The sequence below is a fragment of the Pseudocitrobacter sp. RIT415 genome (genome assembly GCF_003057695.2).
GTDB classification, from domain to species: Bacteria; Pseudomonadota; Gammaproteobacteria; order Enterobacterales; family Enterobacteriaceae; genus Pseudocitrobacter; species Pseudocitrobacter faecalis.
Window position 1 is genome coordinate 140,856 of record NZ_QBJC02000006.1, and the last position, 26,621, is coordinate 167,476.

Consider the following 26,621-nt stretch of genomic DNA (forward strand, 5'->3'; position numbering starts at 1 on the left):
AGGGGATGTTATGAGCAAGTTTTCCAGTGTCTGGGTATTCAGCGATACCCCTTCTCGCCTGCCGGAACTGATGAGTGGTGCACAGGTATTAGGCGAAAAAATCCATACGTTCACCCTCAGCGACGCGGACAGCGCGCTGGCGTTCCAGTTGGGTGCGAATCAGGTATGGCAACTGTGTGGCAAGCCGGACGATCGCATGATGGAAGATTATGCGGGCGTGATGGCCGACACCATCCGCCAGCAGGGCGCCAATGGTCTCGTGCTGTTGCCAAACAGCCGTCGTGGCAAGTTGCTGGCGGCGAAACTCGGTTTCCGCTTGTCGGCGGCGGTCTCTAACGATGCCAGCGCGGTGGTGGCGCAAGAGGGTGGCGTTGCGGTTAAACACATGGTGTATGGCGGCCTGGCCATTGGCGAAGAGACCATCCGCTCGCCGTTTGCGGTGATGACGCTCAGTAGCGGAACGTTTGATGCCGTACAGCCGAATCCGTCTCTTAGCGGCGAGGCGCAAAAAGTCGAATGGCAAGCGCCTGCGGTGGCCATTACCCGCACGGCGACGAAGCCGCGTCAGAGCAGCAACGTCGACCTGGACAAAGCGCGTCTGGTGGTCAGCGTGGGTCGCGGTATCGGTAGCAAAGAGAATATCCCGCTTGCCGAGGCGCTGTGTCAGGCGATAGGCGCTGAGCTTGCCTGTTCTCGCCCGGTGGCAGAAAACGAAAAATGGATGGAGCACGAGCGCTATGTCGGCATCTCCAACCTGATGCTGAAACCGGAGCTTTATCTGGCGGTCGGTATTTCCGGGCAGATCCAGCATATGGTTGGCGCGAACGGCGCGCAGACGATCTGTGCGATCAACAAAGATAAAAACGCGCCGATCTTCCAGTATGCCGACTACGGCATCGTGGGCGATCTGATGAAGATCCTGCCTGAGCTAACCCGCGCGTTAGCGCGCTAGCGCCTTTGTACAGGGCGTTTCGCGCCCTGTCTTCTGACTTCTGGAGTGGTTATGTCTGAAGATATCTTTGATGCCATTATCGTCGGCGCCGGGCTTGCGGGTTCGGTGGCGGCGCTGGTGCTGGCCCGTGAAGGCGCGGATGTGCTGGTTATCGAACGCGGTAACGCTGCGGGCGCGAAAAATGTCACCGGTGGGCGTATTTATGCCCACAGTCTGGAGCGCATCATTCCCGGCTTTGCTAAAACTGCGCCCGTTGAACGGCGCATCACCCATGAAAAACTCGCCTTTATGACCGAAAAAGGGGCGATGACCATGGACTATCTCAATGCCGACGAGGCGAGTGCGTTGCAGGTCTCTTATTCGGTACTGCGCAGTAAATTTGATGCCTGGCTGATGGCGCAGGCGGAAGAGGCGGGCGCGCAGCTGATCACCGGGATCCGCGTCGATAACGTTGTGCAGCGCGACGGTAAAGTGGTGGGTGTGGAAGCTGATGGCGATATTCTCGAAGCGAACGTGGTGATCCTTGCCGATGGCGTGAATTCGCTGCTGGCGGAAAAACTCGGTATGGCGAAGCGCGTGGATGCCGCCAACGTGGCCGTCGGGGTGAAAGAACTGATCGAACTGCCGAAATCGGTGATTGAAGATCGCTTCCAGCTTCAGGGCAATGAAGGCGCGGCCTGTCTGTTTGCCGGATCGCCGACCGATGGCCTGATGGGCGGCGGGTTCCTCTATACCAATGAAGACACGCTTTCGCTGGGTCTGGTCTGTGGCTTGCACCATCTGAAAGATGCAAAGAAATCGGTACCGCAGATGCTGGAAGATTTTAAACAGCACCCGGCGGTCGCACCGCTGATCGCGGGCGGAAAAATGGTGGAGTATTCAGCGCACGTGGTACCGGAAGCGGGCATGAATATGCAGCCGGAACTGATCGGTGACGGCGTATTAATTGCCGGTGATGCTGCCGGGATGTGCATGAACCTTGGCTTTACCATTCGTGGCATGGATCTGGCGGTGGCGGCGGGGGAAGCGGCGGCGAAAGCGGTGTTATCCGCGAAACACAATAATGACTTCAGCCGCAATGGCCTGGCTTCTTATCGCCAGCATCTGGACAACGGCCCGATGCGCGACATGCGCATGTATCAGCGCCTGCCCGCGTTCCTTGATAACCCACGTATGTTTACCCGTTACCCGGAAATGGTGGTGGGTGTGGCACGCGATCTGTTCACCATTGATGGCAGCGCGCCGGTACCGATGCGCAAGAAAATCCTTCAGCATGCGAAGAAAGTGGGCTTTATCAATCTGATGAAGGACGGCATTAAAGGAGTGACCGTACTATGACTTCCCCTGTGAACGTCGACGTCAAACTGGGCGTCAATAAATTCAATGTTGATGAAGAGAACCCGCACATCATTTTGAAAGCAGACCCCGATAAAGCGGCGCTGGACGTGCTGGTAAAAGCCTGCCCCGCCGGGCTGTATAAAAAGCAGGATGACGGCAGCGTGCGGTTTGATTACGCCGGGTGTCTGGAGTGTGGAACCTGCCGCATTCTTGGCCTGGATACGGCGCTGGAAAAATGGGAATACCCGCGCGGCACATTTGGCGTGGAATTTCGCTATGGGTGAGGTTTGTGCCGGATGTATGAAAATCACGTATTTTTCCAGGCCGGATAAGGCGTAGCCGCCATCCGGCAAGGTAACCCACAGGACACCACCATGCCGCAGCCCAGAAACTTTGATGACATCAAATTCTCCTCTATTCACCGCAGAATTATGCTGTGGGGAAGCGGCGGGCCGTTTCTTGATGGGTACGTGCTGGTGATAATCGGCGTTGCGCTCGAGCAGCTCACGCCATTCCTGAAACTGGACGCAGAATGGATTGGCTTGCTGGGCGCGGCGACGCTGGCAGGGTTATTCGTCGGTACCACGCTGTTTGGCTACATTTCCGATAAGGTCGGACGGCGTAAAATGTTCCTGATCGATATCATCGCTATTGGGTTGATATCGGTTGCCACCATGTTTGTCTCCTCGCCCGTTGAGTTGCTGGTAATGCGCGTACTGATTGGCATTGTGATTGGCGCGGATTACCCCATCGCTACCTCCATGATCACCGAGTTTTCCAACACCCGTCAGCGTGCGTTCTCCATCGGTTTTATCGCCGCGATGTGGTATGTCGGCGCGACCTGCGCCAACCTGGTGGGATACTGTTTGTATGAGGTCGAAGGCGGCTGGCGCTGGATGCTTGGCAGCGCGTTTATCCCTTGCCTGATCATTCTGATTGGCCGTTTTGACCTGCCGGAATCGCCGCGTTGGCTGCTGCGCAAGGGAAGGGTGGAAGAGTGCCAGCAGATGATGATCAAACTGTTTGGCGAACCCGTGACATTCGATGATGAACCGCCGAAAGAGACGCGCTTCCTGCAACTCTTCAATCGCCGTCACTTCCCGTTTGTACTGTTTGTCGCCGCCATCTGGACGTGCCAGGTGATCCCCATGTTCGCTATCTACACCTTCGGGCCGCAAATCGTTGGCCTGTTAGGCTGGGAGCAGGGCAGAAGTGCCGCACTCGGCAACGTGGTAATTAGTCTCTTCTTTATGCTGGGCTGCGTGCCGGCGATGTTCTGGCTTAACAGCGTCGGGCGGCGAATGCTGCTTATCGGCAGTTTTTTAATGATGACGCTGGCGCTGGCCTTACTCGGCGTGGTGTCTAATCTGGGGATTGGGCTGGTGGTGTTCGCGTTTGCGGTGTACGCGTTTTTCTCCGGCGGGCCGGGTATTTTGCAATGGCTCTATCCTAATGAGCTTTTCCCAACGGACATTCGCGCGTCTGCCGTGGGGGTGATTATGTCGCTGAGTCGCGTGGGGACGATTATCTCGACCTGGGCGCTGCCGGTATTTATTGCCCGCTACGGGATTAATAATGTGATGCTGATTGGCGCGGGAATTTCCTTCGTTGGGCTGACCATTTCCGTGATGTTCGCACCTGAAACGCGGGGAATGTCGCTGACGCAGACGGCGAACATGACGATTCGCGGGAAGTCTGTTTCCTGAAAGAGACCTTAGGAGTGTTCTGGTTCTGTTATGTACTTCAGCACGTTAGTCTATAGTTAACAATTAATTGACATAAGACGTCTGAGAACAGGGAGAACATCATGCAAAAACGTATCGTAATCACCTCTATTTTAACTGCCGCAGCACTGTTCACCGTCGCGGGCTGTTCATCGAATCAGTCTGTGAAAACTACCGATGGCCGCACGATCGTAACTGACGGCAAGCCGCAGGTGGATGATGACACCGGACTGGTCTCCTATGAAAATGCTGAAACCGGCAAAACTGAGCAGATTAACCGTGACCAGGTTAAATCCATGAACGAGCTCAACAACTGATTTTGATTTGACGATGGGTGGCTGCGGCCACCCACGTGCCCACCGCACAACTCCCCCCTAATTGTTCTGTTAGCCAGGCTCCTGGCGGTCTACACTGTTGCTGTTACATAACAATAATGCAGTGATAACAGGCTAAACATGATTCTCATTATTTATGCGCATCCTTATCCGCAGCACTCGCATGCGAATAAGCGGATGCTTGATCAGGTAAGGACGCTGGACGACGTAGAGATTCGCTCGCTCTACAGCCTCTATCCAGATTTCAATATCGATATCGCCGCGGAGCAGGATGCACTGAGTCGCGCCGACCTCATCATCCTTCAACACCCCATGCAGTGGTACAGCATGCCGCCACTCCTTAAGCTGTGGATGGACAAAGTGCTGTCGCACGGCTGGGCATATGGTCATGGCGGAACCGCGCTGCACGGCAAAAGTATGCTCTGGGCGGTCACCACGGGTGGGGCGGAAAGCCATTTTGAGATTGGCTCCCACCCTGGGTTCGATGTGCTGGCGCAGCCGCTGGAAGCGACGGCGATTTACTGTGGCCTGAAATGGTTGCCGCCGTTTACGCTTCATAGCACCTTTATCTGTGACGAAGAAACGCTGCAGGCGAAGGCGCGTCACTACAAACAGCGTTTGCTGGCCTGGCAGGAGGATAATCGTGGATAACCATACTCTGATTCAGGCGCTGATTTATCTGGGCTCCGCGGCGCTGATTGTGCCGATTGCGGTTCGTCTCGGCCTGGGCTCGGTGCTGGGCTACCTGATTGCCGGTTGTATTATCGGCCCATGGGGATTCCGCCTGGTGACGGATGCCGAATCTATTCTGCACTTTGCGGAAATCGGCGTGGTGCTGATGCTGTTTGTCATCGGCCTTGAACTCGACCCGAAACGGTTGTGGAAACTTCGCGCCTCGGTCTTCGGCGGCGGCCTGCTGCAAATGGTGGTGTGCGGCGCGTTGATTGGCCTGTTCTGTATGTTCCTTGGCCTGCGCTGGCAGGTGGCGGAACTGATCGGCATGACGCTGGCGCTCTCATCAACGGCGATTGCCATGCAGGCGATGAACGAGCGTAACCTGACCGTCTCCCAGGTCGGGCGTAGCGCGTTTGCGGTGCTGCTGTTCCAGGATATCGCGGCTATCCCGCTGGTGGCGATGATCCCGCTGCTGGCAACCAGCGGCGCATCCACCACGTTGGGCGCATTTGCGTTTTCTGCGCTTAAGGTTGCAGGGGCACTGGTTCTGGTTGTCCTGCTGGGACGCTACGTCACGCGGCCCGTACTGCGTTTTGTGGCGCGTTCCGGCCTGCGGGAAGTGTTCAGCGCCGTGGCGCTGTTCCTGGTCTTCGGCTTCGGTTTACTGCTGGAAGAAGTCGGTTTGTCGATGGCGATGGGCGCGTTTCTGGCGGGTGTACTGCTGGCGAGTTCCGAGTATCGACACGCGCTGGAAAGCGATATTGAACCGTTCAAAGGCTTGCTGCTGGGGCTGTTCTTCATTGGCGTCGGCATGTCTATCGACTTTGGTACGCTTATCGATCATCCGCTGCGCATCATTACGCTGTTGTTTGGCTTCCTGATTATCAAATCGGTAATGTTGTGGCTTATCGCTAAACCCTTGCAGGTGCCGCGCTCGCAGCGTGCCTGGTTTGCGGTGCTGCTGGGGCAGGGGAGTGAATTCGCGTTCGTGGTCTTTGGTGCGGCGCAGATGGCGAACGTGCTGGATGCTGACTGGGCGAAAGCTCTGACGCTGGCGGTTGCCTTGTCGATGGCGGCGACGCCGATTCTGCTGGTACTGCTGACCCGTATGGAAGCACGTAAAAGCGGCGGTGAGCAGCGTGAAGCGGATCAGATTGATGAAGAGCAGCCGCGCGTGATTATTGCGGGCTTTGGTCGTTATGGTCAGATTACCGGTCGTCTGCTGCTCTCCAGCGGCGTGAAAATGGTGATCCTCGATCACGACCCTGATCACGTTGATACCCTGCGTAAATTCGACATGAAGGTCTTTTACGGCGATGCGACGCGCGTCGATATGCTGGAATCCGCCGGGGCCGCGAAAGCGGAAGTCCTGATTAACGCTATCGACGATCCGCAAACCAGCTTACAGCTGACTGAACTGGTGAAAGAGCACTTCCCGAACCTGACGATTATCGCCCGCGCACGCGACGTCGAGCATTACATTCAACTGCGTCAGTCCGGGGTGGAATCGCCGGAACGTGAAACCTTCGAAGGCGCGTTGAAATCGGGCCGCATGGCGCTGGAGTCGCTGGGGTTGGGCGCTTATGAGGCGCGTGAACGCGCTGATCTGTTCCGCCGCTTTAACACGCGTATGGTGGAAGAGATGGTGGAAATGGCTGAGAGCGATGCGTCGACGCGTGCGGCGGTGTTCAAACGCACCAGCGCGATGCTGACGGAAATCATCAATGAAGATCGCAATCATCTGTCGGTTATTCAGCGTCACGGCTGGCAGGGAACGGAAGAGGGCAAACACAGCGGCAACCCCGCGGATGAGCCTGAAGTGAAGCCGTCCGCCTGATAGTCCAAAATGTGATGTTACGCAGGGTTTACGGCTAACTCGCTGTTTCTACTTACCTGTAATGCTGGCGGTCCACTTCACTCCCGTGGGCTCGCCAGCAATTCTGAAAATTTTCGTATTCTTTACTCTGCGCCCAGTCGACGAAAGATTATGCTTTCCGTATAGTGGCGACAATTTTTTTGTATCCGGGAAACACTCAATGATCAGTCTGATTGCTGCGCTAGCGGTAGATCGCGTCATCGGCATGGAAAACGCCATGCCCTGGAATCTCCCCGCCGATCTGGCGTGGTTTAAACGCAACACGCTTAACAAACCTGTCGTGATGGGTCGCCTGACCTGGGAATCGATCGGTCGCCCGCTGCCGGGCCGTAAAAACATCGTTATCAGCAGCCAGCCGGGCACTGACGATCGCGTCCAGTGGGTGAAATCGGTGGATGAAGCCATTGCCGCCTGCGGCGATGTCGAAGAAATTATGGTGATTGGCGGCGGTCGTATTTACGAGCAGTTCCTGCCGAAAGCGCACAAGCTGTATCTGACGCATATTGATGCGGAAGTGGAAGGCGATACGCACTTCCCGGATTACGATCCGGACCAGTGGGAATCTGTGTTCAGCGAATTCCACGACGCGGACGAGCAGAATTCGCATAGTTACTGCTTTGAGATTTTAGAGCGTCGATAGGGGCCCTCACCCCGGCCCTCTCCCACAGGGAGAGGGAGAAAATCGGTGCCGGGTTCAATATTGAGCAGAGACGTTTCCCTCTCCTTGTGGGAGAGGGTCAGGACGCCACTGCCTCGCCCATTCCGGGATCGATATGTCGATTCGACGCCTGAGTAAAGTACTGCTTATCTTCCCAGCGCAGGCAGGTTAAATCGCCACCCCAGCAGCAGCCCGTATCCAGCGCGTACACCCCTTCCGGCGTACCGCGACCTTCCAGAGACGCCCAGTGGCCAAACACCACACTGTACTCATCCGTTACCGGGCCCGGAATCGCAAACCACGGTTTCAGGGGGGCAGGGGCGTTTTCCGGCGCTTCTTTGGTATACATATCGAGTTGCCCGTTCGGGAAACAGTAACGCATCCGGGTGAAGGCATTGGTGATAAAACGCAGACGCGCCAGGCCGGTTAACTGCGGCGACCAGTTATTCGGCATATCGCCATACATCGCATCGAGGAAGAAGGGATAGGAGTCGCTCGACAGCACCGCTTCAACGTCGCGAGCGCACTGTTTTGCAGTTTCCATGTCCCATTGCGGCGTGATCCCGGCGTGGGCCATCACCAGTTTTTTCTCTTCATCCACCTGCATCAATGGCTGACGACGTAGCCAGTTGAGCAGGTCGTCAGCGTCCGGCGCTTCCAGCAGCGCGTTAAGACGGTCTTTGGGCTTATTGCGGCTGATCCCCGCAAACACCGCCAGCAGATGCAGGTCATGGTTGCCGAGAACAATACGTACGTTATCGCCCATCGATTTGACATAGCGCAGCACGTCCAGAGAGCCGGGGCCGCGCGCGACCAGATCGCCGGTCAGCCACAGCGTGTCTGTCCCTGGAGTAAACTCCACCTGATCGAGCAATGCGATCAACTCATCAAAGCAACCATGAATGTCGCCAATAATGTATGTAGCCATGTGTTTTTAATGGATTAGTGTCGGGACAAAGAGACGGAATACGGGAATGTCGATAGAGAACGGATTACCGTCGATATCGACCATTTCATAGTGGCCCTGCATGGTGCCAAGCGGGGTTTCCAGTACCGCGCCGCTGGTGTACTGATATTCGTCACCGGGGGCGATATGCGGCTGGACGCCAACGACGCCCTCGCCTTGTACTTCGGTTTCACGGCCATGACCGTTGGTAATAAGCCAGTAACGACTCAGTAGCTGAACCTGAGTTCGCCCGAGGTTGCGGATGGTTACCGTGTAAGCGAAGACATAACGCTCTTCTTCCGGTCGAGACTGCGATTCAATGTAAACACTTTGAACCTGGACGCAAACTCGAGGCGAATCAATCATGGTCTAGCTCTCCTTCGGCGGCGCGTTCTCTGCCAGATAGTTGGCCATCTTGCAGTACTGCGCAACAGAGATATTTTCTGCCCGCATGGTCGGATCGACGCCCAGTTCTGTCAGAACTTCAACGCTGAACAGGTTGCCGAGACTGTTGCGGATCGTTTTACGACGCTGGTTAAACGCCTCTGTGGTGATGCGGCTCAGCACGCGAACGTCTTTCACCGGATACGGCATGGTGCTGTGCGGCACCAGACGCACGACGGCGGAATCGACTTTAGGCGGTGGCGTAAAGGCGCTCGGCGGCACTTCGAGTACCGGGATAACCTGGCAGTAATACTGCGCCATCACCGTTAAACGACCATACGCCTTGCTGTTCGGGCCTGCAACCAGACGGTTAACCACCTCTTTTTGCAACATGAAGTGCATGTCGGCGATCGCATTAGTATAGCTAAACAGATGGAACATCAGCGGCGTCGAGATGTTATACGGCAGGTTGCCGAAGACGCGCAGTGGCTGACCCAGTGTTTGTGAAAGCTCACCGAAATTCATGGTCATGGCATCCTGCTGATAAATGGTCAGCTTTGGCCCCAGGAACGGGTGGGTTTTCAGACGTGCGGCAAGGTCACGGTCAAGTTCGATGACGGTCAGTTCGTCAAGGCGTTCGCCAACCGGCTCAGTCAATGCGGCAAGACCCGGGCCGATTTCAACCATCGCCTGGCCTTTTTGCGGATTGATCGCCGAAACGATGCTGTCGATAACGAACTGATCGTTAAGGAAGTTTTGCCCGAAGCGTTTACGGGCTAAGTGGCCCTGGTGGACTCGATTATTCATTTAGAGTTAACAATCATTTTGATGGCGAGATTAAGCGCCGTAATAAAACTGCCGACCTCTGCTTTTCCGTGGCCTGCCAGTTCAAGGGCTGTGCCGTGGTCAACAGAGGTTCGAATAAAGGGTAAACCGAGGGTGATATTCACGCCACGGCCAAAGCCCTGGTATTTTAGCACGGGTAGGCCCTGATCGTGGTACATTGCGAGCACCGCGTCGGCATTATCAAGATACTTGGGCTGGAAAAGGGTATCGGCAGGCAGCGGCCCGCTCAGATTCATGCCTTTCGCGCGCAGCGTATTCAGCACCGGGATAATGGTGTCTATCTCTTCCGTCCCCATATGACCGCCTTCTCCCGCATGCGGGTTGAGGCCGCACACCAGAATATGCGGATGGGCGATGCCAAATTTGGTTTGCAGGTCGTGATGCAAAATGGTGATCACTTCGTCGAGCAAGTCGACCGTGATTGCATCGCTCACGTCCTTTAATGGCAGGTGTGTTGTCGCCAGCGCCACACGCAGTTCTTCCGTCGCCAGCATCATCACCACTTTCGCCGCGTGCGAGCGCTCTTCAAAGAACTCCGTATGCCCGGTAAAAGGCACGCCCGCGTCGTTAATGATGCCCTTATGTACCGGCCCGGTAATCAAAGCGGCAAATTCACCACTCAGGCAGCCGTCACAGGCGCGTGCCAGCGTATCCACCACATAGTGACCATTCTGCACGTTAAGCTCGCCAGGCGTCACTGGCGCGCGTAGCGGCACAGAGAACAGGGTGAGCGTACCGGCGCGTTGCGGTTGGGCGGATTCGTTAGGGGAGTAAGGCAGAAGAGAAAGCGGAAGGCCGAGAAGCGTGGCTCGCTCACTGAGGAGTGCGCCATCGGCGCACACCACCAGTTCAACGGGCCAATCGCGCTGGGCGAGCTGGATAACCAGATCCGGACCAATCCCGGCGGGTTCGCCGGGCGTGATCACCACACGATGGGTTGTCGTCATTAGTTGCTCAGAATTTTGACATAGGCGCTGGCGCGCTGTTCCTGCATCCAGGTTGCCGCTTCTTCAGAGAACTTACGGTTCATCAGCATGCGGTAGGCTTTGTCTTTCTGCGCGGCATCGGTGCGGTCAACCTTACGGGTGTCCAGCAATTCGATTAAGTGCCAGCCGAAAGAGGAGTGAACCGGAGCGCTCATCTGGCCTTTATTCAGTTTCATCAGCGCATCGCGGAATGCAGGATCGTACATATCCGGCGTTGCCCAACCTAAATCGCCGCCCTGGTTGGCAGAACCGGGATCCTGAGACAGCTCTTTTGCCGCTTTATCGAAGGTAGTTTTACCGCTACGAATATCGGCGGCAACCTGCTCAAGCTTCACGCGTGCCTGTTCGTCGGTCATGATGGGCGACGGTTTCAGCAGAATGTGGCGAGAGTGCACTTCGGTCACGGAGATGCTTTGAGAGCCGCCGCGCATATCGTTGATTTTCAGGATATGGAAGCCAACGCCGGAACGAATCGGGCCAACGATATCGCCTTTTTTGGCGGTAGTCAGCGCCTGAGCAAAGATGCCCGGCAGCTCCTGAATACGCCCCCAACCCATTTGGCCGCCTTTCAGCGCCTGCTGGTCAGCAGAGTAGGAGATAGCGAGTTTGCCAAAATCCGCACCGCCGCGCGCCTGCTCAACGATGGATTCCGCCTGGCTTTGTGCTTCGTTCACCTGGTCAGAAGAGGGGTTTTCCGGCAGCGGGATCAGGATGTGACTCAGATTCAGTTCAGTGCTGGCATCGTTCTGGTCGCCAATCTGGCTTGCCAGCGCGTCCACTTCCTGCGGCAGGACGGAAACGCGACGACGCACTTCGTTGTTACGCACTTCAGAGATGATCATCTCTTTGCGGATCTGATCACGATAGGTGCTGTAGTTCAGCCCATCGTAAGCCAGACGGCTGCGCATCTGATCCGTTGTCATGTTGTTCTGCTTTGCGATATTGGCGATAGCTTGATCCAACTGATCGTCAGAAATTTTGATGCCCATTTTCTGACCCATCTGCAACATGATCTGATCCATGATCAGACGTTCCAGAATCTGGTGGCGCAGAGTCGCGTCGTCCGGCAGTTGTTGTCCTGCCTGGCCGGCGTTGAGTTTGACGGATTGCATCAGACCGTTGACGTCGCTCTCAAGTACGACACCATTGTTTACGACGGCTGCTACTTTATCGACAACCTGCGGGGCGGCGAAACTGGTATTCGCGACTAACGCGATACCAAGAAGCAGCGTTTTCCAGTTCTTCATACTTTTTCCATTTCAATTAACAAACCGCTCGGCGGCTTAAGTTTCTGTCAGTGTCGTTACAGCGAGTTCTGGTACGGCAGAATATTCGAACGCAGCATTTGCTGGGTACCCAGACCATAGTTCGAACTCAATCCACGAAGCTCAATATTAAAGCCGATTACGTTATCGTATACGGCGTGATCTTTCGCCCCTTCGTTATCCCAGCCGTTCAGCTTACGTTCGTAGCCAACACGGATGGCATAGCAGCAGGAGTTATACTGCACACCCAGCATTTGATCGGCCGGTTTGTGGCTGTTGGTGTCGAAGTAGTACGCGCCAACAACAGACCAGCGATCGGCGATCGGCCAACTGGCTATACCGCCCACCTGAGAAATCCCGTTCTTAAACTGCTCTGACGTCGAGTAGTTAGGCGGTAATGTCGCCTGGATATATTCCGGGCTGGCATAACGGTAGCTCAGCTGGACTAAACGATCCTGGTCACGGCGATACTCAAGGGTAGTACTGCTGGTGGAGATGTTATCCAGACGTTTATCGTACTGGATGCCGCCACGCAGGCCCCAACGGTCGGTCAGACGTAAATAGGTGTCTCCCGCCCACACCAGTGAACCGGTGTTGTTATCATTTTGCCAGGTCGTTTCATCATCATCACCGGTACGAGACTCGGTGAAATAGTAGATTTGACCAATAGAAACGTTAAAACGTTCAACCGCAGACTCATCATAAACGCGAGATGTGAGACCGGTCGTCACCTGGTTGGCTGACGCAATGCGGTCAAGGCCGCCGTAGGTACGGTCACGGAACAGCCCGCTGTAGTCGGATTGCAGCAGCGATGAGTCGTAGTTGTAGATGTTGCTTTGATCGCGATATGGCACGTAGAGGTACTGTGCGCGCGGTTCCAGCGTCTGGGTATAACCCGCAGACCAGTCCATATCGCGCTCAAACACCATTTTGCCGTCGACTTTAAACTGCGGCATCACACGGTTAACCGAGTCATCGTACCGGGTGTTTTCAACATTCTTTTGTTGATAATGGGTAGCTAACAGCTTCGCTTCGGTATTCAGGCTACCCCAACCGTTAGACAGCGGCAGGTTTATCGTCGGCTCAAGGTGCAGACGCGTCGCTTCAGGATTGTTGCTATTGGTGTTTACAAAATTCACCGCCTGACCGTAGATATGCGTATCGAACGGCCCCACATCGTTTTGATAGAAGTTTACATCCAGCTGCGGCTCGGCAGAGTAAGAGTTACTGCTGTTTCGGTCGAAGACCTGGAACTGTTTCGTCGACACGGTGGCGTCGAAGTTCTGCACCGCATAGCCAACGCTGAATTTTTGCGTCGCGTAGCCGTCGGTACTGGAGCCGTACTTGGAATCAAAGTCGTTGAAATAGTTCGGGTCGCTGACTTTGGTGTAGTCGACGTTAAAGCGCCACACCTGATCCAGCACGCCGGCATGACGCCAGTAGAACATCCAGCGACGGCTGTTATCGTCATCCGGGTGCTCATCGCTGTAGACTTTATCCGACGGCAGATAGTCGAATTCCATCAAACCCGCGCCCGCCTTGGTCAGATAGCGGAACTCGTTTTCCCACATGATACCGCCACGTCGGTGCATATAGTGCGGCGTGATGGTCGCATCCATGTTCGGCGCGATGTTCCAGTAGTACGGCAAGTAGAACTCAAAGTAGTTCTTGGTGCTGTACCGTGCATTGGGGATCAGGAAGCCGGAACGACGCTTATCGCCGATCGGTAACTGTAAATAAGGGCTATAAAAAATCGGAACCGGGCCCACTTTAAAACGGGCGTTCCAGATTTCCGCAACTTCTTCTTCACGGTCCTGAATAACTTCAGAACCAACAACGCTCCAGGTATTAGAACCCGGCAGACATGACGTGAAGGTACCGTTTTCGAGAATGGTATAACGGTTTTCGCCGCGCTGTTTCATCAGATCCGCTGTTCCGCGGCCCTGGCGACCCACCATCTGGTAATCACCTTCCCAGACGTTGGTATCTTTGGTATTGAGATTCGACCAGGCTTTCGGACCTTTCAGGATCACCTGGTTATCGTCATAGTGTACATTACCGAGGGCATCAACCGTGCGCACGGGCGCAGTCTGGCCTTCAGGCTGTTTTTGATGAAGCTGAACTTCATCTGCCTGCAAGCGGCTATTTCCCTGGTTGATATCGACATTGCCCGTAAACACCGCGTTATCAGGGTAATTCCCTTTTGCGTGATCGGCGTTAATGGTGACAGGCAGATCGTTGGTCTCGCCTTTCACTAATGGACGGTCGTAGCTCGGCACGCCTAGCATACATTGCGAAGCGAGATCGGCAGCCATGCCCTGCTGGCTGTACAAGGCACTGGCAATCATCGTCGCCAGGAGGGTGGGAATACGTTTTTTCATACGTTGTATTTGTTGTTCCGTCATCTATAGCATTGCGGCTTGCAAACGGTCAGAGACTAACGTACTCAACGGCTTGACGCTAGTACTTATCCTGCCCGTCCCGGCCAGAGGTGTTAGGCACGGCATTGAATGACGGGTATGATAATGCATATTTTAGCCGCTGGCATGACGATTTGGGGAGTATATGCAGTATTGGGGTAAAGTGATTGGTGTGGCCATCGCCTTAATGATGGGTGGCGGGTTCTGGGGCGTCGTCCTCGGTTTACTCGTGGGACACATGTTTGATAAGGCGCGTAGCCGCCGGATGAACTGGTTTGCGAATCAACAGGAGCGTCAGTCCCTCTTCTTTTCCACCACCTTTGAAGTCATGGGCCACCTGACCAAATCGAAAGGGCGTGTTACGGAGGCGGATATTCATATCGCCAGCCTGTTGATGGACAGAATGAATCTGCACGGTGCATCGCGTACCGCAGCGCAGCAAGCGTTTCGTGTGGGCAAATCAGATAACTACCCGCTGCGCGAAAAAATGCGTCAGTTCCGTAGCGTCTGCTTTGGTCGTTTCGATCTGATTAGGATGTTTCTTGAAATTCAGATTCAGGCGGCATTTGCCGACGGTTCATTGCATCCGAATGAACGTGATGTGCTGTATGTGATTGCCGAAGAACTCGGGATTTCACGCGCGCAGTTCGATCAGTTCCTGCGCATGATGCAGGGCGGGGCGCAGTTTGGCGGCGGTTATCAGCAGCAATCTCAGGGCGCAGGCGGCTGGCAACAGGCGCAGCGCGGCCCGACGCTGGAAGATGCCTGCAATGTGCTCGGCGTGAAAAGCACTGACGATGCGACGACCATTAAACGTGCGTACCGCAAGCTGATGAGCGAACATCATCCGGATAAACTGGTGGCGAAAGGTTTACCGCCGGAAATGATGGAGATGGCGAAGCAAAAAGCGCAGGAAATTCAGAGTGCGTACGAGCTGATTAAGGAACAGAAAGGGTTTAAGTAAGATTGTGTGGTGGGAGCCCCTCACCCTAACCCTCTCCCACAGGGAGAGGGAACAGACGGTGCGGTTTTCTCCCTCTCCCTGTGGGAGAGGGCCTCAGCCCGCAGAGGCCTCAAAAATCCACCGGCGCTTTAAACGTCATACTGTTGCCAAACGCCGGATGCGTAATCGTCAGCGTCTGCGCATGTAGCAACAGACGCGGAGCCATCGCCAGTGCTTCGGGTGTTGCGTAAAAGCGGTCGCCCAGAATGGGATGCCCTAACGCCAGCATATGCACGCGCAACTGGTGCGAGCGCCCGGTAATCGGCTTTAGCAACACGCGAGCGGTATTGTCGTCCGCGTACTCCAGCACTTCATACTCGGTCTGCGCCGCTTTGCCGGTTTCATAACACACCTTCTGCTTAGGCCGATTCGGCCAGTCGCAAATCAGCGGTAAATCCACCAGACCCTCTTCCGGCTTCGGATGTCCCCAAACGCGCGCCACGTACTGCTTTTTCGGCTCGCGTTCGCGGAACTGACGTTTAAGCTCACGCTCAGCCGCTTTGGTCAGGGCCACCACAATGACGCCGCTGGTTGCCATATCCAGTCGATGGACGGATTCGGCCTGCGGATAGTCGCGCTGCACACGCAGCATCACGCTGTCTTTATGCTCTTCCTGACGACCCGGCACGGACAACAAGCCGCTCGGCTTGTTGACCACCATAATGTGCTCGTCCTGATAGAGAATAACCAGCCACGGATCCTGCGGCGGATTGTAGTTTTCCATTCCCATAGCGGGCTCCTGTTACTGGTGCGTCACGACGATCAGGCGCAGCGCATCCAGACGCCAGGCAGCCTGTGACAGGCTTTCCATCACCTGCTGGCGGTTGCTTTCGATAGCGGAAAGCTCGTCATCACGAATGTTCGGGTTGACCGCTTTCAGGGCTTCAAGACGCGATAGTTCGGCACTCAGTTTTTCATCTGCTTCACTGCGCGCCGAATCAATCAGCGCCTGCGCGGCTTTGGCAATCTGGCCTTCGCCCAGTTGCAGAATCGCGTGAACGTCCTGCTGTACGGCATTGACCAGCTTGCTGCCCGTGTGGCGGTTTACCGCGCTAAGCTGACGGTTAAAGGTTTCAAACTCGACCTGAGCCGCCAGATTGTTGCCGTTTTTATCCAGCAGCATGCGCACCGGCGTTGGCGGCAGGAAGCGATTGAGCTGCAGTTCTTTCGGCGCATTGGCTTCCACGACGTAAATCAGTTCAACCAGCAGCGTTCCAACCGGCAACGCTTTGTTTTTCAGCAGGGAAATGGTGCTGCTGCCCGTATCGCCGGAGAGGATCAGATCCAGGCCGTTGTGGATAATCGGGTGCTCCCAGGTGAGGAACTGCGCGTCTTCACGAGAAAGTGCAATGTCACGCTCGAAGGTGACGGTGCAGCCATCTTCCGGCAGGCCCGGGAAATCCGGTACCAGCATGTGGTCGGATGGGGTCAGGACAATCAGGTTTTCCCCGCGATCGTCCTGGTTGATGCCCACGATATCAAACAGGTTCATGGCAAAGGCGATCAGATTGGTATCGTCATCCTGCTCTTCAATGCTCTCGGCCAGCGCCTGCGCTTTCTCGCCGCCGTTAGAATGGATTTCCAGCAGACGGTCGCGGCCCTGTTCCAGCTGCGCTTTCAGCGCGTCATGCTGTTCGCGACAGGTTTTAATCAGCTCGTCAAAGCCGTCAGTGTTTTCCGGCGCGGCTAAGTAGTTGATCAACTGATCGTGCACGCTGTCATAGATGGTGCGGCCCGTCGGGCAGGTATGCTCGAACGCGTCCAGACCTTCATGGAACCAGCGCACCAGCACGGACTGCGCGGTGCGTTCCAGATATGGCACGTGGATCTGAATATCGTGCGCCTGACCAATACGGTCCAGACGACCAATACGCTGCTCCAGCAGATCCGGGTTGAACGGCAGGTCGAACATCACCAGATTGCTGGCAAACTGAAAGTTACGGCCTTCTGAACCGATTTCAGAGCACAGCAGCACCTGCGCGCCGCTGTCTTCTTCAGCAAACCAGGCCGCTGCGCGATCGCGTTCGATAATCGACATCCCTTCGTGGAACACGGCGGCGCGAATGCCTTCGCGCTCGCGCAGAACCTGTTCCAGTTGCAGCGCGGTGGCGGCTTTGGCGCAAATTACCAGCACCTTCTGTGAGCGGTGGCTGGTCAGGTAACCCATCAGCCATTCCACACGCGGATCGAAGTTCCACCAGGTGCCAGTATCCCCTTCAAATTCCTGATAAATCTGCTCCGGATAAAGCATATCGCGAGCGCGTTCTTCCGCACTTTTGCGCGCGCCCATAATGCCGGAGACTTTAATCGCGGTTTGATACTGTGTCGGCAACGGCAGTTTAATGGTGTGCAGCTCGCGTTTTGGGAAGCCCTTCACGCCGTTACGGGTGTTACGGAACAGCACGCGGCTGGTGCCGTGGCGATCCATCAGCATGCTGATCAGTTCCTGGCGCGCGGCTTCTGCACCGTCGCGGTCGCTGTTCGCCGTTTGCAGCAGGGCTTCGATATCCTGCTCGCCAATCAGTTCGCCCAGCGTGTTCAACTCGTCGTTGCTGAGTTTGTTGCCCGCCAGCAGTAGCGCGACCGCGTCGGCCACCGGGCGATAGTTTTTCTGTTCTTCGACAAACTGCTCAAAATCGTGGAAGCGGTTCGGGTCGAGCAGGCGCAGTCGGGCAAAGTGGCTCTCCATCCCCAGCTGTTCCGGCGTTGCGGTCAGCAGCAGAACGCCCGGCACGCGTTCCGCCAGTTGTTCAATGCACTGATATTCACGGCTTGGCGCGTCTTCGCTCCACACCAGGTGATGCGCTTCATCGACCACCATGATGTCCCACTCGGCGTCGCACAGGTGCTCCAGGCGTTGCTTGTTGCGGCGCACGAAGTCCAGCGAGCAAATGACCAGTTGTTCGGTTTCAAACGGGTTATAGGCGTCGTGCTGCGCTTCGGCATAGCGCTCATCGTCAAACAGCGCAAAGCGCAGGTTGAAGCGGCGCAGCATCTCAACCAGCCACTGGTGCTGGAGGGTTTCCGGCACGATGATCAGCACGCGCTGAGCGGCGCCTGAAAGCAACTGTTGATGCAGGATCATCCCGGCTTCGATGGTTTTCCCCAAACCCACTTCATCGGCCAACAGCACGCGCGGTGCGTGGCGACGGCCCACATCGTGGGCGATGTTGAGCTGGTGAGGGATCAGGCTGGTACGCTGCCCACGCAGGCCGCTGTAAGGCATGCGGTACTGCTCGCTCTGATATTTACGCGCACGGTAGCGCAGGGCAAAGCGATCCATACGGTCGATTTGCCCGGCAAACAGGCGGTCTTGTGGTTTACTGAAAACCAGTTTGCTGTCGAGCAGTACTTCACGCAGCACCACATTGGCTTCTTCGGTATCCAGACGGGTGCCGACGTAGGCCAGCAGGCCTTTTTCTTCAATAACTTCATCAACGTGCAACTGCCAGCCATCATGGCTTGTGATCGTGTCGCCAGGATTGAACATCACGCGGGTCACGGGGGAGTCGCTACGAGCATACAGACGGTTCTCTCCGGTCGCCGGAAAGAGCAGGGTGACGGTGCGTGCATCCATTGCAACTACAGTACCAAGTCCCAGTTCGCTTTCTGTATCGCTGATCCAGCGTTGACCAAGTGTAAAAGGCATAAGTGTTCGGCTCTATCTCTTTGTAAATTGCAGGCAATACCCATCCACCGCCTGAAGGAGAGGCGGCGAATGAATGAGGTCCAGGAATGGAAAGGGCGCTATGGTACTGGATGGCGCGGCGTTAGTCACCTGTCAAAATAGCCCCAGTTGCCCCGTCACTATTGTAGCAAAATCGTCGTCGACAAAGGGGAGAATTCCTTCGGCGACAGGCGCTAATTGTTTCGTCAGATAGTGCTCGTAATCGAGCGGCGACTGTTGATAATCCAGCGGTTCCGGGCCGCTGGTGGTCCAGACATATTTGATGCTGCCGCGCTGCTGATACTGCAGCGGGCGGCCCAAACGCGCGTTGTGTTCGTCCGCCAGACGCGCGGCGCGCACATGCGGCGGCACGTTGCGCTGATAGTCAGCCAGCGGACGGCGCAGGCGCTTGCGATAGACCAGTTTACTGTCGAGTTTGCCCGACATCAGGTTATCGATGGTTTCAAGAATGTAGTCGCGGTAAGGCTCGTTGCGGAAGATACGCAGATAGAGCTCCTGCTGGAACTGTTGTGCCAGCGGCGTCCAGTCGGTGCGCACTGTTTCAAGGCCCTTATAAAGCATTCTTTGTTCATTGCCTGCCTGAATCATACCTGCGTAGCGTTTTTTACTGCCCGTGTCGGCGCCGCGAATGGTTGGCATCAGGAAGCGACAAAAGTGAGTTTCAAACTCCAGCTCCAGCGCGCTGGTTAAGCCCGATTTTTGGAGCTCATCGGCCCACCACTGGTTTACAAACTCAACGAGATCGCGGCCAATTTTCGCCGCGGCGTTTTCATCATGTGCTTTTTTAAGCCACACAAAGGTCGAGTCCGTATCGCCGTAGATCACGTCGTAACCTTTGGATTCAATTAGCGCTTTGGTCTGGCGCATGATCGCGTGCCCGCGCATGGTGATCGACGACGCCAGGCGCGGATCGAAAAAGCGACAGGCGCTGGTGCCGAGCACGCCGTAAAACGCGTTCATGATGATCTTCAGCGCCTGCGAGAGCGGTTTGTTTTTATGCTGTTTGGCGTCATCGCGAGCGTGCCAGATTTGGCCGACGATCCCCGGCAAGCAGTGTTTTTCACGCGAGAACCAGGCACCGAGAAAACCTTCGGTGCTGTGTTTTGTATCCGGCTGATTCATACCTTCAACCAGCCCAACCGGGTCAATCAAAAATGAACGGATAATCGACGGATACAGGCTTTTATAATCGAGCACCAGCACCGAATCGTACAAACCGGGGCGCGAGTCCATCACGTAGCCGCCGGGGCTCGCCTGTGGCGGTACTTCGCCTAAATTGGGCGCGACGTATCCCAGACGATGCATACGCGGAAAATAGAGGTGGCAGAAGGCGGCGACAGAACCACCGTGGCGGTCGACCGCCAGACCGTTGACGGTAGCGCGTTCCAGCAGGAACGGCATGATCTCCGTTTTGTGGAAGATTTGTGTCACCAGTTCGCAGTCTTTGAGGTTATATTTTGCCAGTGCGGGCTTATCTTCGGCGAAACGGCGGTCAATTTCGTCCATACGATCCCACGGATTATCAATCGCCTTACCTTCACCTAACAGCTCCTGCGCTACCGCTTCCAGTGAAAATGAAGAAAAGTTCCAGAACGCAGACTTCAGTGCTTCAATGCCATCGAGAATCAATCGCCCGTTGGCTTGAGCGAAGAATATGCCATTCTTAAACCCGTGTTCGCGCCACTCCAGCTCGCTATTGCCACGGCCCAGCATCAGCGGAATACGGTAGCGCTCGGCGTGTTTTTGCAGCACGCGTAAATCGAACTGCACCACGTTCCAGCCGATGATCACATCCGGGTCGTGCTGAGCGAACCAGGCATTGAGTTTTTCTAAAAGTTGCGGGCGGCTGGCGACATACTCCAGTTCAAAATCTATTTCCGAGGCTTCACCGTTGGCCGGGCCGAGCATGTAGACCACGCGCTGACCGCAACCTTCAATGCCGATGCAATACAGCTCGCCGTGGCGGGTCGTTTCGATATCGATAGAGGCCCACTTCAGCGTCGGGCGATAGGTGTCATGAGGTTTTAGCCGTGCATTCACCAGACCATGACCGCGCGCGTCGCCATCGAACCACACCGGTGCGGTGATAAAGCGTTCCATGAGATAGCGTTCCGGCGGGCGAATGTCGGCTTCATAAACGGTGATGCCGTTTTCGCGCAGCAGTTTATCGAGGCGCATCAACTGGCGATGAGAGCGGCAGTAGAGGCCGAATACCGGCTGGCGGTGAAAATCTTTTAAGGTCAGAGGAGCAAGGCGGGCATCGCGCTCACCCTGTAACAGGCGCTCCGCCTGCGCGCGTTGCGCTTCCGGAATAAAGGCGACCGACTCCTGCGGTGGCAGCGTCACGGCGAGCGGGCCGGCATCCGTCGCCAGCCAGAAGGTGACTTCTGTCCCCTGGGGAGTGTCCCGCCAGTGGCGGGTTAAGATAAAGCCAGCTTGCGCCTGCGCCACACGTGTTTCTCACCTGATGAATAAGCGCTGATTATAACCTGGTTTTATTGCTTTTAACTGGTTTTTTGTACAGGTGCGTTTTCAATAGGACTGAAATTTGCCCGGCTCGCTTTCGCAGAAAAACGCCACCTGCTCACACAGCGACTGGTATTCGGAAAAAATCACCCACTTTGTACCGTGCCCATATCCCAGAAACCAGGTGGTTTTCTTCCCTGCGTGGTCCGTGATCGCCAGATGGTATTTTTTATTCATCGGGTAAATATTAGGTGTGAGTTTTATGCTTTCAATGCTTGCCCACTGCCAGGTTTTATTATCAAGGGTGATGGCATCTGCATTGAGCACAATCTGTGACGGCGTTCTTGATTTTATCCAGTGAGAATAAAGAAATATTGCCAGGGCTAACAGCAACTCTGCCACCAACGTCACGCCAAGCGCGCCTAAGGCCATGGAGAGAAACGGTACGCCGATAAACATTGAAAAAATCAGTAGAATCAGCAGGCTGACAGGGATGGTTGCCACAATAAAAAAGTTGTCTTCTAGCACAATACGAAAGATTAATTTTTTATTCAGAGAATATTTAATTTCAGGGGGCACGTTATTTATCCTGATTCATTCTTAATATGAATGAATGCTTATTTTTAAGGATGGATAAAATAGCGTGCCTTTAAATAAAGTTAAAGAGCGGTTTTAAGCAGAGTAAAAATAAAAGAAGGTCTGTTTCCAGACCCTCTTCTTGTTATTGCCCGTAATACGCCTTCGCGCCATGCTTACGCAGATAGTGCTTATCCAGCAGCGTTTGCTGCATGTCCGGCAATTGCGGGGCAAGCTGGCGGCAGAAGATCCCCATATAGGCCACTTCTTCCAGCACGATGGCGTTATGTACTGCGTCTTCCGCGTTTTTCCCCCACGCGAACGGGCCGTGGGAATGTACCAGCACGCCCGGCATTTGCGCGGCGTCGATGCCCTGTTTTTCAAAGGTTTCGACAATCACGTTACCGGTTTCCCATTCGTACTCGCCATTGATTTCCGCATCGGTCATTTTGCGTGTGCAGGGAATGGTGCCATAGAAATAGTCTGCGTGAGTGGTGCCGGTCGCAGGTATGGCTTGCCCCGCCTGCGCCCAGATGGTGGCGTGACGGGAGTGGGTGTGCACAATGCCGCCGATGGTGGGAAATGCCTGGTAGAGCAGGCGATGCGTTGGGGTGTCGGAAGACGGTTTTTTGTTGCCTTCCACCACCTCGCCGGTGGCGATGCTGACCACCACCATATCGTCGGCGGTCATTACGCTGTAATCGACGCCGGAAGGTTTAATCACAAAAACACCTTTCTCCCGATCGACGGCGCTGACGTTGCCCCAGGTGAGGGTGACCAGGTTATGTTTTGGCAGCGCCAGGTTAGCGTCGAGCACCTGGCGTTTGAGATCTTCTAACATGTTGGCTCCTGATAGTGCCTTTTACCCTCACCCTAACCCTCTCCTTGAGGGAGAGGGGACAGACTGTGCGGGTGTGGGGAGAGGGCCGGGGTGAGAGTGTTAACGACGTAATCCGTAATAAACCTCGTTCCAGCGCAGCGCGTCTTTAAACGCGGGCAGGCGGGTGTCGTTGTCGATAACCGTAATCTCGATACCGTGCAGCTCAGCGAACTGGCGCATATCGTCCAGCGTCAGGGCGTGGCTGAACACGGTATGGTGCGCGCCGCCGCCGATGATCCACGCTTCGGAAGCAGTTTGCAGATCCGGCTGCGCTTTCCACAGGGCGTTAGCGACCGGCAATTTCGGCAGATCGTGCGGGGTTGCTACCGTTTCGATGGTGTTGACCAGCAGACGGAAACGATCGCCCAGATCCACCAGGCTTGCGACAATCGCCGGGCCGGTTTGGGTGTTGAAGATCAAACGAGCCGGATCGGCTTTGCCACCGATACCCAGCGGCTGCACATCGAGGATCGGTTTCTCTTCCACGGCGATCGACGGGCACACTTCCAGCATGTGCGAGCCGAGCACCAGGTCGTTGCCGTTGTCGAAGTGGTAGGTGTAATCCTCCATAAAGGAGGTGCCGCCCTGCAGACCGGTTGACATCACCTTCATGATGCGAAGCAGAGCGGCGGTTTTCCAGTCGCCTTCGCCCGCAAAGCCATAGCCCTGCTGCATCAGACGTTGTACCGCCAGGCCCGGAAGCTGTTTCAGGCCGTGGAGATCTTCAAATGTGGTTGTGAAAGCATGGAACCCTCCCTCTTCGAGGAAGCGCTTCATCCCAAGCTCAATACGCGCGGCGTCCAGCACATTCTGGCGTTTGTCGCCGTTGATTTGCGCGGCAGGTGTCAGGCGGTAGCTGCTTTCGTATTCGTCGACCAGTGCGTTGATATCGCCATCGCTCACCGCGTTGACCACCTGCACCAGGTCGCCCACCGCCCAGGTATTGACGGAGAAACCAAACTTAATTTGTGCCGCTACTTTATCGCCGTCGGTGACGGCCACTTCACGCATGTTGTCGCCAAAGCGGCACACTTTCAGGTGACGGGTATCTTGCTTAGAAACCGCCTGACGCATCCACGAACCGATACGTTCGTGCGCGTTTTTATCCTGCCAGTGACCGGTTACCACGCTGTGCTGCTGACGCATACGCGCGCCGATAAAGCCGAATTCGCGGCCGCCGTGCGCGGTCTGGTTCAGGTTCATAAAGTCCATATCGATGCTGTCCCACGGCAGGGAGGCATTGAACTGGGTATGAAATTGCAGCAGCGGTTTATTGAGGATAGTCAGGCCGTTGATCCACATTTTCGCCGGCGAGAAGGTGTGCAGCCACACCACCATGCCCGCACATTTGTCGTCGTAGTTGGCATCACGGCAAATCGCGGTGATCTCATCTGGGCGCGTACCCAGCGGTTTCAGCACCAGTTTGCACAGCAGTTTCGCTTCCGCATTCAGGGCATTAACCACCTGTTCCGCGTGCTGTGTTACCTGGCGCAGTGCTTCCGGCCCGTAAAGGTGCTGGCTGCCAATCACAAACCAGACTTCATAATTATTAAAAATGGTCATCGTCGTATCCTTAATGAGTCAGCGCTGCTGTGGCGGACGGCGCGGTAGCCGATGGCGCAGCGACAGGGAGATAGTGTTGTTCGGCGCTCAGCGCCCATTGCTGGTAGCGCTGATAAAGCTCTTCAAAGCGCTGCGCCTGCTGTGGGCGTGGCTGGAGGGTGCTTTCGACACGGCTGGCCATCAACGCCTGAGCGGCAGGGATATCGCGGTAAACACCTGCGGCGACGGCGGCGAAGATGGCGGCGCCCAGCGCGCAGCACTGGTCAGAAGCGACAATCTGCAACGGACGGTTGAGGACGTCGCAGCAGGCCTGCATGATGACGCGGTTTTTACGCGCGATGCCGCCCAGCGCCATCACGTTATTTACCGGGATACCCTGGCGGGTGAAGCACTCCATAATGGCGCGCGCGCCAAAGGCGGTGGCGGCAATTAGCCCGCCAAACAGCGCCGGTGCGTCGGTGGCCAGGTTCAGGTCGGTGATCACCCCCTTCAGACGCTGGTTAGCGTTTGGCGTACGGCGACCGTTAAACCAGTCCAGCACGACGGGTAAATGATCGAGAGACGGATTGTTGGCCCAGGCTTCGGTCAGCGCAGGCAGCAACTGTTTCTGGCTCTCTTTAATCTGGGTTTTCAGTTCAGGATGCTGAGCGGCAAGTTGCTCCAGCGGCCAGCCCAGTACACGGCCAAACCACGCATAGATATCGCCAAACGCCGACTGGCCCGCTTCCATGCCAATAAAATCAGGCACCACGCTGCCGTCAACCTGACCGCAAATGCCTTTCACTGTGCGATCGCCCACGCTCTCTTTCTCTGCGACAAGAATGTCGCAGGTGGAGGTACCGATAACTTTTACCAGCGCGTTAGGCTGTGCGCCCGCGCCGACAGCGCCCATATGGCAGTCAAATGCGCCACCGGAAATCACCACTTTTTCAGACAGCCCCAGACGCTGTGCCCATTCAGCGGTCAGCGTACCCACCGGAACGTCGGCGGTCAGGGTATCGGTAAAGAGCGGGCAGGGAAGATGCTGGTTGAGGATGGGGTCGAGTTCATCAAAGAATGATGCCGGTGGCAGGCCGCCCCAGCTCTCATGCCACAGGGATTTATGCCCGGCGCTACAGCGGCCACGGCGAATATCCTGCGGGCGCGTAGTGCCGGAAAGCAGCCCCGGAACCCAGTCGCACAGCTCAATCCACGACGCGGCAGCCTGCGCGACTGCGCGGTCTTCGCGAGTGACGTGCAGGATTTTCGCCCAGAACCATTCGCTGGAGTAGATGCCGCCAATGTAGCGCGAGTAGTCTTCTTTGCCCGGCTGATGACACAGGCGAGTGATGGCTTCGGCTTCTTCCACGGCGGTGTGGTCTTTCCACAGCACGAACATGGCGTTCGGGTTTTCGGCGAATTCGTCGCGCAGCGCCAGTACGTTGCCGTCGGCGTCAATTGGCGCAGGGGTTGAACCGGTGCTGTCAACGCCAATTCCGACCACGTCGGCCCGTTGGGCGTCGGTGAGCTGTGCCAGCACGCTTTTCAGCGCGGCTTCCATCGACTCCATGTAGTCGCGCGGGTGGTGGCGAAAACGGTTATTCGGGGCGTCGCAGAAGCGGCCCTCCTGCCAGCGCGGATACCATTCAACGCTGGTGGCGATCTCTTCGCCATTCGCGCACTCCACTGCCAGGGCTCGCACTGAGTCGCTGCCAAAATCGAGGCCAATTGCGATTGCCATCGTGTCACTCCATCGTAATAAAACAGGATGGGTTAACACTAGCGATCGCCCGGAAAAATCGTCAGGCAGGAACCGCTAATCTTATGGATAATTTTGCTGTCACATCCCAAAGTGTGACGCTGTGCAAATATTCAATGTGGACTTTTCTGCCGTCTTTATAGACACTTCTGTTACACGCCAGAAACCGTACGGTTCGCGGAATTGTTATCAAAATCGCGGCTTGTCGCGGGGTTAAATGTTTATCGTGAGCGGTGATGGTTTGCACAGGTCGCCGGGAGGGGTGAAAACATGAATATGGATAATTGGTTTCTTCACAACAT

22 protein-coding genes are annotated in these 26,621 nt (G+C 55.7%); 9 read left to right on the forward strand and 13 right to left on the reverse strand.

Annotation, left to right across the window (positions count from 1 at the left end; all coding sequences use genetic code 11):
• Nucleotides 1-10: 10 nt before the first annotated feature.
• From DBY68_RS08625 to folA, 8 genes are all read left to right on the forward strand, one after another.
• Nucleotides 11-952 carry an electron transfer flavoprotein subunit alpha/FixB family protein gene (locus DBY68_RS08625; protein ID WP_108475501.1) on the forward strand — a complete coding sequence of 314 codons (942 nt, stop codon included), beginning with the start codon at nucleotides 11-13 and terminating at the stop codon, nucleotides 950-952.
• Nucleotides 953-1,003: 51 nt separating this feature from the next.
• Entirely contained in the window at nucleotides 1,004-2,290 is a 1,287-nt protein-coding gene (gene fixC / locus DBY68_RS08630) for an FAD-dependent oxidoreductase FixC (RefSeq protein ID WP_108475502.1), read from the forward strand.
• Nucleotides 2,287-2,574 carry a ferredoxin-like protein FixX gene (gene fixX, locus DBY68_RS08635; protein ID WP_108475503.1) on the forward strand — a complete coding sequence of 96 codons (288 nt, stop codon included), beginning with the start codon at nucleotides 2,287-2,289 and terminating at the stop codon, nucleotides 2,572-2,574. Before fixC ends, fixX begins: the two co-directional genes overlap by 4 nt.
• A 90-nt stretch (nucleotides 2,575-2,664) precedes the next feature.
• Nucleotides 2,665-3,996 carry an MFS transporter gene (locus DBY68_RS08640; RefSeq protein ID WP_108475504.1) on the forward strand — a complete coding sequence of 444 codons (1,332 nt, stop codon included), beginning with the start codon at nucleotides 2,665-2,667 and terminating at the stop codon, nucleotides 3,994-3,996.
• 101 nt (nucleotides 3,997-4,097) lie between these two features.
• On the forward strand, nucleotides 4,098-4,331 hold the full coding sequence (locus DBY68_RS08645; RefSeq protein WP_015965963.1) for a YgdI/YgdR family lipoprotein: 234 nt from the start codon (nucleotides 4,098-4,100) through the stop codon (nucleotides 4,329-4,331).
• Nucleotides 4,332-4,469: 138 nt separating this feature from the next.
• Entirely contained in the window at nucleotides 4,470-5,000 is a 531-nt protein-coding gene (kefF, locus tag DBY68_RS08650) for a glutathione-regulated potassium-efflux system oxidoreductase KefF (protein ID WP_108475505.1), read from the forward strand.
• Nucleotides 4,993-6,861 (forward strand): glutathione-regulated potassium-efflux system protein KefC, encoded by a 1,869-nt coding sequence (gene kefC, locus DBY68_RS08655; protein WP_108475506.1) that lies wholly within the window; start codon nucleotides 4,993-4,995, stop codon nucleotides 6,859-6,861. The genes kefF and kefC overlap by 8 nt, the downstream gene beginning before the upstream one ends.
• A gap of 199 nt (nucleotides 6,862-7,060) precedes the next feature.
• Complete coding sequence (gene folA / locus DBY68_RS08660; RefSeq protein WP_108475507.1) at nucleotides 7,061-7,540, forward strand: type 3 dihydrofolate reductase; 480 nt, start codon at nucleotides 7,061-7,063, stop codon at nucleotides 7,538-7,540.
• Nucleotides 7,541-7,637: 97 nt separating this feature from the next.
• Here folA and apaH read toward each other — a convergent pair whose 3' ends face one another.
• Genes apaH through lptD form a run of 6 tightly spaced genes read right to left on the reverse strand, consistent with a single transcriptional unit; the run spans nucleotide 7,638 to nucleotide 14,366 of the window.
• A complete protein-coding gene (gene apaH, locus DBY68_RS08665) occupies nucleotides 7,638-8,486 on the reverse strand; it encodes a bis(5'-nucleosyl)-tetraphosphatase (symmetrical) ApaH (RefSeq protein WP_108475508.1) in 849 nt (282 codons plus the stop codon).
• A gap of 6 nt (nucleotides 8,487-8,492) precedes the next feature.
• Entirely contained in the window at nucleotides 8,493-8,870 is a 378-nt protein-coding gene (gene apaG / locus DBY68_RS08670; RefSeq protein WP_108475509.1) for a Co2+/Mg2+ efflux protein ApaG, read from the reverse strand.
• 3 nt (nucleotides 8,871-8,873) lie between these two features.
• Nucleotides 8,874-9,695 carry a 16S rRNA (adenine(1518)-N(6)/adenine(1519)-N(6))-dimethyltransferase RsmA gene (gene rsmA, locus DBY68_RS08675; protein WP_108475510.1) on the reverse strand — a complete coding sequence of 274 codons (822 nt, stop codon included), beginning with the start codon at nucleotides 9,693-9,695 and terminating at the stop codon, nucleotides 8,874-8,876.
• Nucleotides 9,692-10,681, reverse strand: a complete 990-nt coding sequence (gene pdxA / locus DBY68_RS08680) for a 4-hydroxythreonine-4-phosphate dehydrogenase PdxA (RefSeq protein WP_108475511.1) — start codon at nucleotides 10,679-10,681, stop codon at nucleotides 9,692-9,694. The genes rsmA and pdxA overlap by 4 nt, the downstream gene beginning before the upstream one ends.
• Nucleotides 10,681-11,967, reverse strand: coding sequence for a peptidylprolyl isomerase SurA (gene surA, locus DBY68_RS08685; RefSeq protein WP_108475512.1), 1,287 nt, complete (start codon nucleotides 11,965-11,967; stop codon nucleotides 10,681-10,683). The genes pdxA and surA overlap by 1 nt, the downstream gene beginning before the upstream one ends.
• A gap of 56 nt (nucleotides 11,968-12,023) precedes the next feature.
• Complete coding sequence (lptD, locus tag DBY68_RS08690; RefSeq protein ID WP_108475513.1) at nucleotides 12,024-14,366, reverse strand: LPS assembly protein LptD; 2,343 nt, start codon at nucleotides 14,364-14,366, stop codon at nucleotides 12,024-12,026.
• Nucleotides 14,367-14,550: 184 nt separating this feature from the next.
• On the opposite strand from lptD, the gene djlA reads away from it, so the two are divergent.
• Entirely contained in the window at nucleotides 14,551-15,369 is an 819-nt protein-coding gene (djlA, locus tag DBY68_RS08695) for a co-chaperone DjlA (protein WP_108475514.1), read from the forward strand.
• A 109-nt stretch (nucleotides 15,370-15,478) separates the two neighbouring features.
• Here the strand turns inward: djlA and rluA are convergent, their stop codons facing one another.
• From rluA to araB, 7 genes are all read right to left on the reverse strand, one after another.
• Complete coding sequence (gene rluA, locus DBY68_RS08700; protein WP_108475515.1) at nucleotides 15,479-16,138, reverse strand: bifunctional tRNA pseudouridine(32) synthase/23S rRNA pseudouridine(746) synthase RluA; 660 nt, start codon at nucleotides 16,136-16,138, stop codon at nucleotides 15,479-15,481.
• A 12-nt stretch (nucleotides 16,139-16,150) separates the two neighbouring features.
• A complete protein-coding gene (gene rapA / locus DBY68_RS08705; RefSeq protein WP_108475516.1) occupies nucleotides 16,151-19,057 on the reverse strand; it encodes an RNA polymerase-associated protein RapA in 2,907 nt (968 codons plus the stop codon).
• 132 nt (nucleotides 19,058-19,189) lie between these two features.
• Nucleotides 19,190-21,547, reverse strand: coding sequence for a DNA polymerase II (gene polB / locus DBY68_RS08710; protein WP_108475517.1), 2,358 nt, complete (start codon nucleotides 21,545-21,547; stop codon nucleotides 19,190-19,192).
• Between the two features lie 81 nt (nucleotides 21,548-21,628).
• Nucleotides 21,629-22,066: a hypothetical protein gene (locus DBY68_RS08715; protein WP_146745445.1), complete on the reverse strand. Its 438-nt coding sequence runs from the start codon at nucleotides 22,064-22,066 to the stop codon at nucleotides 21,629-21,631.
• A gap of 217 nt (nucleotides 22,067-22,283) precedes the next feature.
• The gene (gene araD, locus DBY68_RS08720) at nucleotides 22,284-22,979 is read right to left on the reverse strand and encodes an L-ribulose-5-phosphate 4-epimerase (RefSeq protein ID WP_108475519.1); all 696 of its coding nucleotides are present in this window, start codon (nucleotides 22,977-22,979) and stop codon (nucleotides 22,284-22,286) included.
• A gap of 99 nt (nucleotides 22,980-23,078) precedes the next feature.
• Nucleotides 23,079-24,581, reverse strand: coding sequence for an L-arabinose isomerase (gene araA, locus DBY68_RS08725; protein WP_108475520.1), 1,503 nt, complete (start codon nucleotides 24,579-24,581; stop codon nucleotides 23,079-23,081).
• Nucleotides 24,582-24,591: 10 nt separating this feature from the next.
• Nucleotides 24,592-26,301 carry a ribulokinase gene (gene araB / locus DBY68_RS08730; RefSeq protein ID WP_108475521.1) on the reverse strand — a complete coding sequence of 570 codons (1,710 nt, stop codon included), beginning with the start codon at nucleotides 26,299-26,301 and terminating at the stop codon, nucleotides 24,592-24,594.
• Nucleotides 26,302-26,621 lie beyond the last annotated feature (320 nt).